The following is a 17060-nucleotide window of genomic DNA, read 5'->3' as shown; positions in this document are numbered from 1 at the left end:
GTGCGAAAATTTGTGGTGGCTTTGTGTCTTTTGCCTTTGTGTGCTTTTGGACTTGATGTTACTATTAACTATGGTAAAGAGTCAAAAGAATATTTCTCTGTGCTCAATATCGCCCACACCGACCCACTAGAATGCAACGAAAATCGCAACACACAAGACGAAGTAACCTATGTTGTATGCACCATTGAACGCACACCTGTTGCGAGTTTTTCCCCTACTCAAACACTCTTTTTTCACTTTTGGAGTCGCGTAGTCGATGGCAGATTCTATTTATATATCGAACCAGTACATAAAATGAAACTTTTTGCCACACCAAAAGACCTAAAAACTGCTACACTTATCACAAAAGAGCAGCCAACCAAAAGCGCGGCGTGGCAAATCATAGGCTACAAAAATGAGATTCCATTTCTCAATGACTATACCCAACAAGCAAAGCCAAGGGGGCTAAACTTCCCTATCAAAATTATTAAAAATAATAAACTATTTTTTAATGACCTTGATATTAATCGAGGACCTTTGCGCTATGATGAGGGAGAGGATTTTGCCACATACACGCAGATTAAAAATCTTATGAAAAATCACGCACACATAGAGGCAGTAAAACTGATTGATGAAACACTGATTGCCTATCCTAAGACTATTTTTGCCAAAGACTTGCTGCTATTCCGCCTCCGCGCATTAGAGCATTTTGACTCAACCGAAAATAGTGATATGATTGTCGATATGGGGACAAAATGGATTAAAAAGTATCCCACAGATTCAAATGTCCCCGAAGTGCTCTACTATCTAGGCAATGCCTATGCGGATATGAGAATCACAGATGAGGCTAAATATTATCTCGAGCGACTCATTAGCGAGTATCCACAATCTCACTATATGCCCTTGGCAAAAATGTCCCTTGCAAAATATTTTCATAGTGGGCAAGACGCAAATGTCGCCACTAAGCTTTTCGCACAAGCCTACCAAGAGGCAAAGGATTTAGACAGCGCAAGTGCGGTAGCCATAGAATGGAGTAAATTTCACTTGCTTAATGGCGAGAAGGCACAGGCACAAAAACTTGTTGAAACTATGCTCAAAGTGAATCCAAGCTATATCACCAAATACCCGATTAAAAGCTATGAATATTTGAAGCTCTTGGCAGAGGAACAGCTATATGCAAGTGCTGCGAAGCTTGGCGAGTATCTCTACGAGCATATCCTCAGTGATGATATAAGCAAAGAGGATTTGCTTAATAATGTAAGCCTATGGTATCAGTCTGCAAATGATGTGCAGGACGCACACAGAATTAATAAAATCTTTTTACAAGAGTTTGAGCATCGCCCTTTGGCAGAGGAGATAAAGGATAGGGATGACAAGCTACTTTTTGCACTTGTGAGCAATGAGGAATCGGCTTCTAAAATAAAAAAATATGATTATATCATTGAGCAATACCCCAATACACCAGAGCAAGAAAAAGCCTTTATACTTAAAGCACAGACTTTATTTGATGAGGGCAAATATAGTGAAGTTTTAGCCCTAAAAAATAATCTCAAAGATCAAAGTATTGTCGCACAAAGCTACAAGGCTATGCTAAGCCTTGCCCTCAAGGAAAAAGATTGCAAAAATGTGGCTAATATCTTTTTGCAATACCAAAATGTGAGTATCAAGGAGGATGAAAAAATGCCACTCTTTGACTGCCTCTATGCCCTCGCTCTTAATAAAGAAGCAGCAAAAATCTCGCTCAATATGGCAGCAGAAGCTAAAGATTTATCAAAAAAGCTAGAGTGGCTTTACAGAGATAGTCTCAACTTTGCCAAACTAGGTGATAGCAAAAGCACTGCAAGGGCTGGGCGAGACGCGCTAGAGATTGCTAAGAATTTGCAAAAAGCGCAATATTATGATGTTGGATTCACACTTTTTGACGCACTAATAAAACTTAATGATAAAGAGGGTGCGCTACAAACCTATGCTTTCTTAAAGCAAGCTCTAGCGGACGACCAAAGAATGTTTGCTGTGAATCTCACACTACTCAAAAATGCGGAGGCACAAAAAGACGAAATGGGAATTGATATTTACGCAAAGGATATTTTGCGCCTACAAAAGCTCATAAAGGATAATGCGGATTCTCCATATGTAGATTTTGCCCTCGCACAAAGTTATATCCGCACACAGCGTACAGATGAGGCAATTAGTGTGCTTGATGATTTGCTACAAAAGAATATAAGCGATGATGATAAACAAAAGACTTTGTATCTCAAAGGCTCATTACTCAAAGCACAAGGCAAAGATGCACAAGAGAGCTTCAAGCAATGTGAAGCGATACGATATGAGGGTGCGTGGAGAAGCCTTTGTGTTCAAGCATTAGACATACTCAAAGGCAATGAGTGATGTATAACTTTACAGACGAGCAGTTACATAGATACTCGCGACATTTTCGCTTGAGGGAGTGTGGATTCAAAGGTCAGGGAAAGATTTTAGAATCTAATGTGCTTATCGTGGGTGCTGGAGGGCTAGGCTCTCCTGTGGCACTCTATCTCGCTGCTGCTGGTGTGGGGCATATAGGCATTATCGATGAAGACAATGTTGATTTAAGCAATTTGCAAAGGCAGATTATCCACACTACTGCGGAGGTAGGCACTCCAAAAATAGAATCTGCTAAGGCAAAGATTCTCGCACTTAATCCGCATATCCAAATCACAACCTACTCCGCTATGCTAAATGCGAGTAATGCGCTAAGTATCTTGGGTGCTTATGATGTGATTGTCGATGGAAGCGATAATTTTGCAACAAAGTTTCTTATCAATGATGCGTGTGTGCTACTTGATAAGCCTTATTGCTATGGTGGAATTTTGCGCTTTAGTGGGCAAAATATGAGTATCAAGCCAAGACAAAGCGCGTGCTATACTTGTGTTTTTGATAGCCCACCGAGCGAAGGAAGTGTGCCAAATTGTGCAAGTGCTGGGGTTTTTGGCAGTGTTGCTGGAATCGTAGGAAGTATTCAAGCCACAGAAGTGCTAAAAATCATTACAGGTATTGGCGAACCGCTCTATAATCAGCTCCTTAGCTTTGACGCACTCACAATGAATTTCCGCAAAATCAAGCTAAAGCGCAATGAAAACTGCCGTGTATGTGGCTCAAATGGCATTACACAACTTAAGGATTATGAAAGCAATCAATGCGAATTAAAATAAACACTTGTAGATTCTAAGAATCTTGTGCCTTATAAGAAATAAAGGATAAAAATGGAACTTACACATCTTAACAAGCAAAACAATCCAACAATGGTTGATGTGAGTAATAAAGACATTACTACGCGCGAGGCTTATGCAAGTGGTGTTATCTCAATGAGCGAACAAGCCTTTGAAGCAGCGATAAACCACACCGGAAAAAAGGGGAGCATTACACAAACTGCGATTATTGCTGCGATTATGGGAAGCAAAAAGACAAGTAAGCTTATCCCGATGTGCCACCCGCTTATGATAAATAAAATCAATGTAGATATAACCCCAAATCCCACTAAGCACTCTATCACGCTTGGTGTTTTAGTAAAATGTGAGGGTAAAACAGGTGTAGAAATGGAGGCACTCACGGGTGTGAGTATCGGGCTTTTAACAATCTATGATATGCTTAAAGCCATTGATAAGTCTATGGTTATAAGCGATATTTGCCTGCAATCAAAAAGCGGTGGTAAAAGTGGGGATTATAAACGCATACATTCCAAAGCCACGAGAAAAAGCTCCAAGAAGGATTCTAAAACCTCTTTAGAATCTAAAGCTTCAAGCTCACATAGCGAGGATTCCAAAAATGGCTGAATCTACGCTTATCGCCGTGTTTTGTGGAATTGCGGGGCTAGTGTGTGGCGCATTTGGTGCGTGGATATGGCACAAAAAGGCATTGAAAACCTTGGAATCCGCACATAATGAAAAAATACAAAATCAAATACTTGAAAACCAAAGCCTATCGGTTGCCCTTGCTGAATCTAAGGGCATTATCACCTCTCTGGAATCTGCCTTTACGCAAAGATTCGCAGATTTAGAAAAGGGCTTTGAAACTCGTCTAGCAGAACAAAAGGTGCATTCGCAGGATATGCTACACAGACTACAAGAGCAATATACACTCACACAAGAAGAAATACAAAAAAATGAGGAAAGGAGTAAGCAGGAGCTAAGTAATGCTTTTAAGGCTTTGGGCGCGGAGATTCTTAGTCAAAATACACAAAACTTTAAGCAGGAGCAAAGCCTCTCTTTACAGCCGCTTAAAGATGAGATTATGCGATTTACAAAACAGCTCAATGATAACCATACCTCTGCACTCACACAACATACTGCCTTGCAAACACAAATCGAGCAACTAAGCAAGCTCAATATGCAACTTTCCACTGACGCACATAATCTCACAAATGCCCTCAAAGGCGAGAACAAGACACAGGGAAATTGGGGAGAGGTGATTTTACAAAGGGTATTTGAAAATAGCGGATTGCAAGAGGGTCGCGAGTATGAACTGCAAGTGGATATGCGTGATAACAATAATGACAAGCTCCGCCCTGATGCGATTGTGAAATTACCCAAAAGTGGCGATGAGCAGCGATGTGTGGTAGTCGATGCCAAAACTTCACTAATTGCATATGAGAGGCTGTGTAACGCGCAAGATAAGCAGGAAAGAGTCTTGGCACAAAAAGATTTGGCAGATTCTATAAAATCCCATTTCAAAGGCTTAAGCTCCAAAAATTATCAACAATACACACAAGGACAAAAACTTGATTTTGTGCTAATGTTTATCCCTATTGAGGGAGCGTTTTTAGAGGCTATGCAATATAATCCTATGCTTTATGATGAGGCATATCAAAAAGGTGTGGTGCTTGTCTCACCCACGACTATTATGGCGGTGCTAAAGATTATCTGCAATCTATGGGAGATTGAGCATCGCAATAAGTATGCCGATGCAATATTTGACGAGATTAAAACACTTTTTGACCGCATTGAAAAGTTTTACAATGAGCTAGAAAGGCTTGGGGGCAATATTGATACGATGAAAAAAACTTATGATGGTGTGATGACTAAATATAATGGAAAACAAGGTATCGCTAAGCCAAGCAAAAATATTCGCAATCTGCTTAGGGGCGCGGAGACACGGAATCTTGCAGATTCCATAAATACAAATTATGCGCTCGGTAATGACAATGAAGTTTAATGCTTAGGTGATAAACAAGAGGGCAACTATTCTTTCAGTCTCAACACTTTATTTAGAATTTTTATCGAATGGTAATCGCCTCAAATATGCTAAAATCACCCTTTTAACACCTTTTACTTTTGTGAGAAAATGCCTTTTATTAGTGCGGATTCTATGCAAAATAAAAAGGTGATTTCCACTGATTGCCTTAAAAACTAAAATCAATAAACTTTTTATTGAATAATGCAATGTATAATAGGTGTATAAATGTCGTTATGTCGCATAGGTGCGCTTTAGTGGCGTTTAAACTAAACATAAGGAGCTTATTATGGGTAAGTATATAGAATTGAGTAATGATAACTTTGACGCAGAGGTTATGGGTAGTGGCGTTGCGCTAGTGGATTTTTGGGCACCTTGGTGCAATCCTTGCAAAATGCTTTCACCTGTGATTGACAAACTTGCCGAATCTTATGAGGGAAAAGCAAAAATCTGCAAAGTGAATGTGGATAACGAATCTGAGCTTTCAAAGAGATTTGGTATTAGAAATATCCCTACAATCCTCTTTTTTAAAGATGGAGAGATTAAAGAGCAAGTAACGGGTGCAAAATCAGAAGATGATATACGCGCGAAACTCGACACACTCCTCTAAGATTTTAAGTATAGTTTCTTGCTTCTAAACCTTGCTTGGATTTTATATTTTTTAGAGTCCAAGCTAACCACACGAGACAAAAACATAAAAACAACATTGTTAATTCAAGTTCAAACGCTCATTGCTTCATAGTGCTTGTGGTAATTTATGATGATTAAGCTTATACAAAATACACAACAAGATGATTCTATTAGAATCTAAGCCACAATATGCTATTATGCTTACCTTAGCTTTGATTTATTTATTTACACCTAAAAAATTTGAGTGATAAGATGAAAGGCACAAAACACACAAAAATAAGGTATAGGATTTTGCCCTATGAGATTTCGCCCTATAGTTACAATTTTTAAAAAACTTTTTTCTTCTCATATAAACTACCATTGGGTAACGCTATGTGGTGCAATCTTTCTTGCATTTTACCTCAATGATACTTTTAATGCTACATTTGATAGACTAGCCACACAGGCTGGTTTTATTTATCTGCTCTATTGCGGAAAAATCGTGCATATATTTTTCTTAATGCTCGGGCTTGAGATTCTATGTCTGCGCTTTAGTATCAAGTTTGTGCTGGGCTTTATTTTGTTACTTAGTAGCGTGTGCGGATTCTATATGGATTCACTTGGCGTAGTAATTGATGAGGATATTATACAAAGCGTAATAGAGACACACACGGACGAGGCTATGGATATGATAAGTGTCGGGCTTGTATCGTATGTGCTATTTTTTGGTGTGCTACCTTGTTTGCTTCTCGCACTCCTTAGATTCAAAAAACAAAGATTTATAGAATCTTTTGCGCAAAAGAGCATAATACTCATAACCCTAGGTGTGCTTATAGCACTAAGCTATGTCGCCTGTGGGAAGGATATTGTATTTGTTTTCAAAAAACAAAAAAGTCTCGCAAGTATGCCAAATCCAATAGCACCAATTCGCTCCACTATCCTTTACATTCAAAACCAAGTAGAGCAGGATTTCACACCTATCTTTGTAGCTCAAGACGCACATTTAAAAGCAGATTTACCGCCCCAAATCGTGCTTTTTTTTATCGGTGAAAGCACAAGAAGTGCAAATTTTTCACTCAATGGTTACAAAAAGCTTACAAATCCCTACACAAGCGCACTTAAAGTGATAAGCTTTAGTGATTTTTACTCCTGTGGCGTTATTACCGCTATTTCTGTGCCTTGTATGCTCACACATTACACACATAAAACCTATACACACCGCAATCTATCACTCTACACAAACAATATACTCGACATAGCCAAAGATGTGGGCTATGATGTGTGGTATCTAGGCAATAATGGTGGCAAATGTGTGGGAGGTTGCGACAGAAATATTGAGCATAGCATTTTATATCCTAGCGATAGCCTTGATGGCGCAATGCTCCCTGATGTCAAGCGTATTATAGAAAAAGCACAAAAAACAAAGCAAAATACTTTTATTATCGCGCACGGCTATGGGAGTCACGGGGCTTCTTATGCGCTTCGCTATCCTCCAGATTTTGAGCATTTTAATCCAGTGTGTAAGCAAAAAGAACTTTCAAAATGTAGTTATGAAGAGATTGTCAATACTTATGACAATTCGATTCTCTACAATGATTGGGTATTGTCGCAGATGATACAAATGCTAAATAATACAAATATGCGCACAATGCTATGGTATGTGAGCGACCACGGAGAAAGCCTAGGAGAATTAGGGCAATATATGCACGGAGGGTTAGGCTATACCCTCGCCCCGGAGTATCAAAAACATATCCCCTCAATTATGTGGTTTAACAATCAATGGGGCGATGTGCCTACTTCTGCGCTAAACAAAAAAGATACCCAACTCAATCACGACTATATATTTCATACTTTGCTTCATTTGCTAGGGATAGAGACAAAAGACTATGATAAGAATCTTGATATTTTGCACCGCAATTAAATATCACAAATATCCCTATAAAATTCACACGATTTTTTAATTCGTATTAAAAGTTAAAAAATCAATTACTTTTAGTAACTTTTGCTTCAAAAAAATTTACTTCTCCCATTTTCACTTAATACTTGGATTCAAAACATATTAAAATTGCGAAGACTTTAACAACAAAGGGGACTGCTATGAAAACACAAGATGCACATAAAGAGTTGTTTGGTAAAGCCTCTCAAAGACTTGAGGAACTCTCAAAACTTCCGGCACATAATGCGGAGAGGGATTTACTGACAGAGTTAGAATCTAAAGGATTCTCTCGCCGAGATTTTATTAAATGGTCTGGTATGATGACTGCCGCACTTGCACTTCCCGCAAGTTTTGCTCCACTAACTGCAAAAGCCGCAGAGCTTGCGAACCGACTCCCTGTCGTATGGCTTCATATGGCGGAATGCACTGGTTGTAGCGAGAGCTTACTACGAAGTGATGCACCTAGCATAGATTCTCTTATCTTTGACTATATTAGCCTAGAGTATCACGAAACCGTTATGGCAGCCTCTGGTTGGCAAGCTGAAGCAAACTTAGAAAATGCTATTCATAAATATGCAGGTAACTATTTGCTTATGGTAGAGGGTGGTATTCCTAAAGGTAGCAGCGAATTTTATCTCACTATCGGCGCACACGGGCGCACAGGCGCGGAAGAAGCAAGAATAGCAGCAAAAAATGCAAAAGCTATCTTTGCCATTGGCACCTGCTCTAGCTTTGGTGGTGTGCAAGCAGCTTATCCAAATCCAACAAACGCGTGTCCTCTTAGTGAAATTACAAATCGCAAAGTGATTAATGTACCCGGCTGTCCGCCAAGCGAGAAAAACATCGTGGGTAATGTATTGCATTTTATTTTGTTTGGCGAATTACCTACACTTGATGCTTACAATCGCCCTACTTGGGCTTATGGCTTAAGAATCCACGATTTGTGTGAGCGCAGAGGGCGGTTTGATGCAGGACAATTCGTAGAACATTTTGGCGATAAAAATGCTGAAAAAGGCTACTGCCTCTATAAAGTGGGCTGCAAAGGACCTTATACTTTCAATAACTGCTCAAAACTTAGATTCAATCAACATACAAGTTGGCCTGTGGGCGCAGGGCACGGCTGTATAGGCTGCAGTGAGCCAAAATTTTGGGATACAATGAATCCATTTGAAGAACCAATTAGCAATCATCTCTATGCTACAAACTTTGACGGAATGGGGGCTGACAAAACTGCTGATGTCATCGGCTCTGTTATATTAGGGGCTGCAGCAATCGGTATTGCCGCACACGCAGTAATAAGTTCAACACAAAAAGCAAAATAAGGAGTGAAAAATGACAAAGCGTATAATAGTAGATCCAATTACAAGAATCGAAGGACATTTGCGTATTGAAGTGATTGTTGATGATAATAATGTTATTACTGATGCGTTTTCTACCTCAACGCTATGGCGCGGTATAGAAACTATTGTAAAAAATCGCGACCCACGTGATGCTGGATTCATAGTGCAAAGAATCTGCGGGGTATGCACATTCTCTCACTACAAGGCTGGTATTACCGCGGTGGAAAACGCGCTCGGTATCAAGCCTCCGCTTAATGCGATTTTGACGCGCACACTGATGAATATCTCACTTTTCTTGCACGACCATGCAGTGCATTTCTACACATTGCACGGGCTTGATTGGTGCGATATTACTTCGGCACTTAGTGCAGACTGTGAAAAGGCTGCAAAACTTGCGTTCAAATACACCAACAATCCTCTTTATACAGGCGAAAATGACCTTAAAGCCGTGCAAGAAAGAGTATCAGCATTTGTAAAACAAGGTGCATTAGGACCATTTGCGAACGCGTATTGGGGGCACAAAACTTATAGATTCACACCAGAACAGAATCTTATCGTTCTCTCACACTATCTCAAACTCCTTGAGATACAACGTATAGTGGCACAAATGATGGCTATTTTTGGCGCAAAAAATCCACATCCGCAAAGCTTAACTGTTGGCGGAGTAACTTCTGTTATGGATATTTTAGACCCTAGCCGACTTGGCGAGTGGCTCTGCAAGTATAAAGAAGTGGTAAAGTTTATCAATCGTGCATATTGGGCAGATGTGATTATGGCGGCGGAAATGTATAAAACCGAAGATTCGGTATTGAAGGGCTGTGGCGTGAAAAACTTCATTAGCTTTCAAGAAATGCAAGTTGGCGAGGACGAGTGGCTCTTTAGTAGCGGCATTGTTAAAGGTGGTGATTTGAGCAAAGTCTATCCTATTGATGAGAGCAAAATCACAGAGGAAGCCACACACTCGTGGTATAAGGATAGTGAGCCTCTCCACCCATACGATGGCAAGACAAATCCAAAATATACAGGCTTTAGAGACGCACAAACAATCGGTGCTGATGGAAAGCTTGTAGATTCTAAGATTATTGATGAAAATGGCAAATACTCTTGGATAAAATCGCCACGATACGAGGGTGAGCCTATGGAGGTTGGACCTCTTGCGAGTGTGGTGGTGGGATACGCGAGCGGAAATCCTGCGATTGTTAAAGTTGTAGATGAGTTTTTGAGCGTTACAGGACTACCGGTAGAGGCTATTTTTAGCACACTTGGTAGAACCGCGGCGCGCGCAATAGAATGTAAAGTCGTGGCTGATAATGGTATCAAAGCGTTTGAAGCACTTACTGCAAATATCGCAAAGGGTGATACAAGCACTTGTGCGCCTTATGTTATTGATAAGAAAAAAGAATACAAAGGGCGATACATCGGCAATGTGCCTCGAGGAATGTTAAGCCACTGGGTGCGTATCAAAAATGGTGTGATTGAAAATTATCAAGCAGTCGTGCCTTCTACTTGGAATGCTGGACCTATGGATTCTAAAGGACAAAAAGGACCTTATGAAATGAGTCTTATCGGTACACAGGTAAAGGATATCACGCAGCCGCTAGAAATTATCCGCCACATACATTCATTTGACCCTTGTATTGCGTGTGCAGTGCATGTTATGGATACAAAAGGTAATGAATTAAGTCAATACAAAGTAGAACCCTCATTTGCAAGACTTCGCTAAAGGAGGCGGTATGAACAAGATTGATATGTTTAAAAAAGAACTCCATATGCACGAGGAGTTTTCGGGGATTACTCGCCTGTTTCATTGGCTAAGGGCATTGTGTATTTTTGCGCTTATCGCCACAGGATTTTATATCGCCTCGCCATTTCTCATCTCTCAGCCAGAGATGACTCAAGCCACTTTGCAGGGCGTCATCAATGGAGAGGTTGTGCTTACGCAGGATATGGGTGTGGTAGGCACATCATATTTGCAAGCCTATATTCGCAATGTGCATTTGGTTATGGGCTTCGTGCTTATCGCCATTTCTTGCTTTAGGCTTTATCTCTTTTTCTTTGATAAAAAATCTTTGCCAGAGAGAATCTCATTCACTCAAGTCAAAGACGCGAAAGTATGGGTTGCACAGATTAGAGCCTATCTTTTCCTAGGCGCTCACCCACATATCAATGGCGCGTATAATCCAATACAATTTGTAACATACTTTTTCCTTGCTATACTCGTGCTTTTAATGTCCCTTACCGGTATAGTGCTTTACTACAATGTCTATGGAGATGGACTTGGCGCGATTTTGGCATTTTGCTTTAAGTGGGTGGAGGCGCTCTGCGGAGGTTTAGCAAATGTGCGAAGCATACATCATCTTTCAACTTGGGCTTTTATGATTTTTATCCCAGTGCATATCTATATGGCAGTGTGGAATTCTGTCAAATATCCAAATGGCGGCGTAGATGCGATGGTGAGTGGTATGCGTTATACTGAAGATGTAAAAATCTAATGAAAATCCTCGTGCTGGGCATTGGCAATATCCTCTTTGGCGATGAGGGTATTGGGGTTCATTTAAGCAATTTTTTGAAGCTCAACTACCGCTTCAGTGGCGAAAATGAAGTGGATTTTGTCGATGGCGGCACACTCGCCACAATGCTTATCCCTCTCATCACTTCTTATGATAAAGTGCTTATACTTGACTGCGTGAGTGCGAATAATGCTAATGTGGGCGAGGTATATTATTTTGACTTCGACAATGTCCCTCAAATTATTACTTGGGCAGGAAGTGCGCACGAAGTAGAAATGCTCCAAACCTTGCGCCTCACAGCTATTAATGGCGATTTACCACCAGTAAAAATTATTGGCATTATCCCCGAGGTTATCGGTGAGGAGACAGCATTCACTCTTTCAGATTCTGTAAAAGAGGGTGCGAAGCTTATGGAGAAACTCGCCCTAGAATTCCTAGAACAAAATGGAATCCACGCGGAAAAAATCGACAATAAAGACTTACAAGAGGTGGCTAATGGCTCATTTCGAGGTTATGAATGATTTATGACTTTAGCTTTACCAATACAAGCACAGATGAAGAATTTTTCCTCTCTATCCTAGCCAAAGAAGCCAAAACCCTCGACTTAGAGGCTTTTTTTTACACACATAGTGAGCAAACACACTGCCTTTTGGTAGATTTACATGCTCTTATAGAATCTCACAAGCAAAACGCGTCATCTCACGCGCAACTATCTCAAACCCAATCCCAAAATAAAGAAAGTATTTTAGAGCAATTTGCTAAGGATATGGACTATTCAGGGCAAATTCTATCTTTTGCAAATAACCTCTCTCTTACTCTGCCACTCTGTCTTTATTTTTCTTTTTTACAGCTAAACCCCATAAATCCGCCACAAGCTTTTTTTGATACACTTGATACACTAGATTCTAAACTCTCCCTTATAGAGATTTTGACCCACGCCCTACCCCTTGCCTTAGAGATACCACTGCATTGTGATTTGCAAGATGCTAATCATATATTAGCACGTTGCAAGACACCCAAAACGCACTACTATACGCCGTTACAGACACAGCAGATTCTCAATCCTACAAGCACAAATTTTGCGATACTCAACCCAACACAATCCCCTATGCACAAAGCCCTAAAAGAGCCGAGCGCAGATTATTTAAGCAAGATTGTAGCTAGGCTCAAAAATGGGGAAAATATCGTTTTTAGCACTGCGCGCGGGGTGCAATCACTCTCCCTTACCCCCACAGCGCACACGCATACAACCATTGTATGCGATATTGGCTCACTCAAAACCTACTTTCGCACACATAAGGCGCATATTGATATTCTCGCAAGTTTTGAAAAGCCCTCAACACGACTTGTGCCTAAAGAAGTATTTGAAAAACACTTTCCCGCCGATGAATGCGGTTTGGTAAAAGTAACCCTGCCCTATGATATGCCTCTAGCAATCATTGGTGCGCTCCTTTTACAAGACGAGATAGGCTATTTTTTTCTCTCGCATACGCAAGGAGAGCCAGATTTTGACTTCGCACATTCTGTGCAACAAGAGCAGATTCTAAGCATTGCCAAAAATGGTATGTTTATCGACACACATATCGCGCATAACCTCTCTTTGCACTCACTCATAGACGCGCATATTGATGTAGATTCTCAATATTCTCATCTTGTTATCTATCTTAGCTCCAAGCACCCGAGTGCCTTTCTCATCTATAATCAAAATCCAAAAGTCCTCCTTGATATTTCCTTTGATAATAATCCACTTCATATATGCGAGGAGATTACACGCAAATATGAAAGCGGTGGGGAGCTTTTGAAAAATTTTGGTGCGCACTATCCGCAGATTCTCTCATCTCTTTTTAGCCTTGAAAACGAAAATCACCCTACAAACAATCTCATTGATATACTTGATACTTGCGCCTTTGTGCTAGGGCTACCCCCAAAGAATATTCAGGCAGACACCGCAACAAATACTGATAAAACAGAGGCGGACAAACCGCAAAGAGCTGATAAAAATGTGCTTTTTTATCACGCGTATCGCTTTGTGCGTGAAAGAGGACCACGCATTGATTATAAGCTTACGCGCGAGGGCAATCATATTTGGCTTGATTATCCCCTTGTCGTGCGCTCGTGCATAAGCTTTAAATGTGCCGGGGTGGAGAATGAGATTCTAAGCTTTGGTGTACTCGATTCATTAAGTGAGTTTGTCGCTACACTTGTGCGCGATAGCCTCACAAATCTCGCTATTGATAGAGTCCTTTTGCTCGGCGATATGCTCGCTAATCATATTTTCCTTGATAAGATTCTAGAATATCTACCTAAAAATATTCATCTCATTTTGCCAAAAAATGGCTTTATTGATTACAAGTAAATTACTCAAAATAGCTATAATCTCGCCTTATCAAAACTTAAGGAGTAATAAATGAAATACATCGTAGCATTGTTAGCAGGTTTTATGGCTTTTATGATGAGTGCGTGCAGTGATGAACCACTTGCGCTAAACACAAATGAATGTCCACAAGATGCGCTTTGCCTCAACAAAAGCATATCGGTTTCACAAAATATTATGCCTAATGCCTACAAGGCGAGTATCCGCATTACAGAAAGCGATACATTGCGAAAGGGTGGCGAGATAGAATCAAATGTAAAAAAAGACATTGCCAATACTCTAAATGACATCATTGGCTTAAGCAAAAAACAAGATTTATGCGAGGGTGGCAACCACGAATTGCGTCCAAATATCCAATACAAAGACGGCGCTGCAAGGGACACCGTGGGCTATACACTTAATTTCAACCTTGAATGCGATGTGCCAAGCAAAAAGAAAAAAGAATACGATAGCCTTATCGCAGAGATTGATAAGAAAATCAACAAAAACAAATATTTAAGCTTCCTTGCACCAAATGTAAATATCATCGCCACTTCTGAATCTTTACAAGAAGCACAAGATAAGGCATTTGAAAGTGCATTGCAAATCGCAAAAGAGAAAGAAAAAGATTACTCTAAAATCACTAACGCAAAATGCGTTCTTGCTGGGGCAGATTCTACAAATACCCACATCATACAGCCAAAAATAATGAGAGCAGAGGCAAGTAATATGAGCGCATATGCGGATACGAGCTGGGAGCTTCCTATACCAAAAGAGCAAGAGATTACAGCTAGAATTCAAGTGAAATACATTTGCAGATAGGATAAATATGAAAAGCAGTTTTGATACATTACTTATACACGGCGGGGCGACCACAGACCCACGCACAGGCGCAGTAAATACACCAATATACCAAACTTCCACATACGCTCAAAGTGCGCTAGGAGTGAATCTAGGCTATGAATACTCACGCACGAAAAACCCCACGCGTGATGGGATTGAAAGCCTCATAGCAGAATGTGAAAACGGCAAGTTTGGCTTTGCATTTGCTTCAGGTATGGCAGCTATTGGGACGATTCTAAGCCTTTTTTCAAGCGGAGATTGTATTATCATCTCGCATAATATTTATGGTGGCACTTTTAGAATCTTAGACAAAGTCTTTACACATTTTAACATCAACTACAAAATCATAGACACAAGGGATTTAGACGCATTAAGGGCGGCTATCACACAAGAAGTCAAAGCCGTGCTTATAGAAAGCCCTGCAAATCCTCTACTTAATGTTACGCCATTGGCACAAGTGGCAAACCTATGTAAAGAAAAGGGCATACTTAGCATAGTGGATAATACCTTTATGACACCATATCTACAAAAGCCTTTAGAGCTTGGCATTGATATTGTGGTGCATTCAGCGACAAAGTATCTAGGCGGACATAGCGACCTTATCGCTGGACTTGTGGTGGTAAATGATGAGGAGTTAGCCCAAAGAATTGGATTTTTGCAAAATAGCATTGGCGGTGTGTTAGCACCATTTGATAGCTTTTTGCTTATACGCGGTATAAAAACATTAGGCTTAAGAATGCAACGTCATTGCGAAAATGCGCTATTCTTAGCAAATACCCTAAGTGAGCATAGTGCTGTGAAAAAAGTATATTATCCCGGACTACAAGATGATGAAGGCTATGAGATTCAAAACTCACAAGCGCGTGGTGCTGGAGGAATGATAAGCTTTGAGCTCAAGGAAAATTATGATTATAGAATCTTCTTTAAATCAACGCGTATTATCGCATTAGCCGAAAGTCTAGGCGGTGTAGAATCGCTCCTCTGCCACCCCGCTTCAATGACACACGCTTCAATCCCAAAAGATATACGCGAAAATCTCGGCATAAGCGAACAACTCATACGATTATCAGTAGGTATAGAATATGCACAAGACTTACTCGATGATATTAAGCAAGCTATTAAACTCTCTAAGCAATGATTTTTACTTCAACCCTTGAACTCATTGGCAACACACCGCTTTTAGAACTAAAAGCGGTGGAGATTCCAAACAATAATCGCATTTTTGCTAAGCTCGAATATTATAATCCAGCAGGTGGCGTAAAAGATCGCGTAGCTTTGTATGTGTTTCAAAAACTGCGTGATGAGGGAAAACTCACAAAAGATTCGGTGGTGATTGAGGCTACTGCTGGAAATACAGGACTAGGTATCGCCCTTGTGGCACAGCATTTTGGGTGCAAGGCAATACTTGTTGTGCCTGATAAATTCTCCATAGAAAAGCAAATCCTTGCAAAAGCACTCGGCTCAGAGGTGATAAACACACCCAAAGAACAAGGTATGCAGGGTGCAATAGATGAGGCAAATGCCCTACTCTCTCGCACTAAAAACGCCTTTAGCCTCAATCAATTTGAGAATCTCAACAATCCTTACGCACATTATCTTAGCACGGCTGTGGAGATTTACACAGATATGCAAACGCTTAATCCCACCTGTGTGCCACCTTTTGATTATTTTGTATGTGGAGCTGGAAGCGGAGGAAGTTTTAGTGGCTGTGCGCGGTATTTTAAGGAGCAAAATTTTCGTATAAAGGCTGTGTTAGCCGACCCGCTAGATTCAGTGATTGGCAAATGTCAATATGGACACGAATGCGGATATAAATGTGAAAATAAATGCGTATGCACTCACATCGAGGGTATCGGCAATGCGCAAATCCCAAAAACTATGGATACCTCGCTTATTGATATGGTAGAAAAAATAAGCGATGAAGAGGCATATAATGGGCTTAAAATCTTAACAAGACAAGAAGGGATACTAGCTGGTATCTCATCTGGGGCTACCCTAAGTGCAGCACTCAAAGTAGCAAATAAAGTGCAAGGAGCAAAAATTGTAACGCTCTTTGCCGATGAGTTAGGCAAGTATTTTAGTCACGATGCAATTAATAGCCTTATACAATAGCTAAGGCTTTGACTTATAGAATCTTATTAGAATTTCACAAGGCGCAAGGTATTCAAAAGCTTTTAGATTCTACAAAGAAATAAAAAGATATAATTACCGCTTTCAAGCCATTGCATTATTTGCGCAAATAGTAAAACTCGTCCTTTAAAGATATAAGTATAAATAAAAAA

General features: G+C 40.3%; 13 protein-coding genes and 1 pseudogene. All 14 read left to right on the top strand.

Annotation, left to right across the window (positions count from 1 at the left end; genetic code table 11):
• The 14 genes and pseudogenes from LS67_RS03830 (at nt 1) to LS67_RS03765 (ending at nt 16890) form a co-directional block, all read left to right on the top strand.
• A complete protein-coding gene (locus LS67_RS03830; protein ID WP_231944848.1) occupies nt 1–2367 on the top strand; it encodes a tetratricopeptide repeat protein in 2367 nt (788 codons plus the stop codon).
• On the top strand, nt 2367–3170 hold the full coding sequence (locus LS67_RS03825; protein ID WP_034326138.1) for a HesA/MoeB/ThiF family protein: 804 nt from the start codon (nt 2367–2369) through the stop codon (nt 3168–3170). Before LS67_RS03830 ends, LS67_RS03825 begins: the two co-directional genes overlap by 1 nt.
• Nucleotides 3171–3221: 51 nt before the next feature.
• Nucleotides 3222–3689, top strand: a pseudogene (gene moaC / locus LS67_RS03820) (cyclic pyranopterin monophosphate synthase MoaC); the annotation flags it as partial.
• 94 nt (nt 3690–3783) lie between these two features.
• Entirely contained in the window at nt 3784–5169 is a 1386-nt protein-coding gene (locus tag LS67_RS03815) for a DNA recombination protein RmuC (RefSeq protein ID WP_064504556.1), read from the top strand.
• Between the two features lie 307 nt (nt 5170–5476).
• The gene (trxA, locus tag LS67_RS03810; RefSeq protein WP_034326139.1) at nt 5477–5797 is read left to right on the top strand and encodes a thioredoxin; all 321 of its coding nucleotides are present in this window, start codon (nt 5477–5479) and stop codon (nt 5795–5797) included.
• A 318-nt stretch (nt 5798–6115) separates the two neighbouring features.
• Nucleotides 6116–7717 (top strand): phosphoethanolamine transferase, encoded by a 1602-nt coding sequence (locus LS67_RS03805; protein ID WP_231944847.1) that lies wholly within the window; start codon nt 6116–6118, stop codon nt 7715–7717.
• Between the two features lie 176 nt (nt 7718–7893).
• Nucleotides 7894–9054, top strand: coding sequence for a hydrogenase small subunit (locus LS67_RS03800; protein WP_034326141.1), 1161 nt, complete (start codon nt 7894–7896; stop codon nt 9052–9054).
• Between the two features lie 10 nt (nt 9055–9064).
• A complete protein-coding gene (locus tag LS67_RS03795; protein ID WP_034326143.1) occupies nt 9065–10795 on the top strand; it encodes a nickel-dependent hydrogenase large subunit in 1731 nt (576 codons plus the stop codon).
• A 10-nt stretch (nt 10796–10805) separates the two neighbouring features.
• The gene (gene cybH, locus LS67_RS03790) at nt 10806–11564 is read left to right on the top strand and encodes a Ni/Fe-hydrogenase, b-type cytochrome subunit (protein WP_034326144.1); all 759 of its coding nucleotides are present in this window, start codon (nt 10806–10808) and stop codon (nt 11562–11564) included.
• Entirely contained in the window at nt 11564–12103 is a 540-nt protein-coding gene (locus LS67_RS03785) for a HyaD/HybD family hydrogenase maturation endopeptidase (RefSeq protein WP_034326146.1), read from the top strand. The genes cybH and LS67_RS03785 overlap by 1 nt, the downstream gene beginning before the upstream one ends.
• Entirely contained in the window at nt 12100–13938 is a 1839-nt protein-coding gene (locus tag LS67_RS03780) for a hypothetical protein (RefSeq protein WP_034326148.1), read from the top strand. Before LS67_RS03785 ends, LS67_RS03780 begins: the two co-directional genes overlap by 4 nt.
• A 51-nt stretch (nt 13939–13989) precedes the next feature.
• Nucleotides 13990–14757, top strand: coding sequence for an SIMPL domain-containing protein (locus tag LS67_RS03775; protein WP_034326149.1), 768 nt, complete (start codon nt 13990–13992; stop codon nt 14755–14757).
• Between the two features lie 7 nt (nt 14758–14764).
• On the top strand, nt 14765–15916 hold the full coding sequence (locus LS67_RS03770; RefSeq protein ID WP_034326152.1) for a trans-sulfuration enzyme family protein: 1152 nt from the start codon (nt 14765–14767) through the stop codon (nt 15914–15916).
• Complete coding sequence (locus LS67_RS03765) at nt 15913–16890, top strand: PLP-dependent cysteine synthase family protein (protein WP_034326153.1); 978 nt, start codon at nt 15913–15915, stop codon at nt 16888–16890. Before LS67_RS03770 ends, LS67_RS03765 begins: the two co-directional genes overlap by 4 nt.
• Nucleotides 16891–17060 lie beyond the last annotated feature (170 nt).

The sequence above is a fragment of the Helicobacter sp. MIT 03-1616 genome, from assembly GCF_000765685.2.
In the GTDB taxonomy this organism is placed as follows: domain Bacteria; phylum Campylobacterota; class Campylobacteria; order Campylobacterales; family Helicobacteraceae; genus Helicobacter_C; species Helicobacter_C typhlonius.
This window is presented reverse-complemented; position numbering and strand designations above follow the sequence as displayed.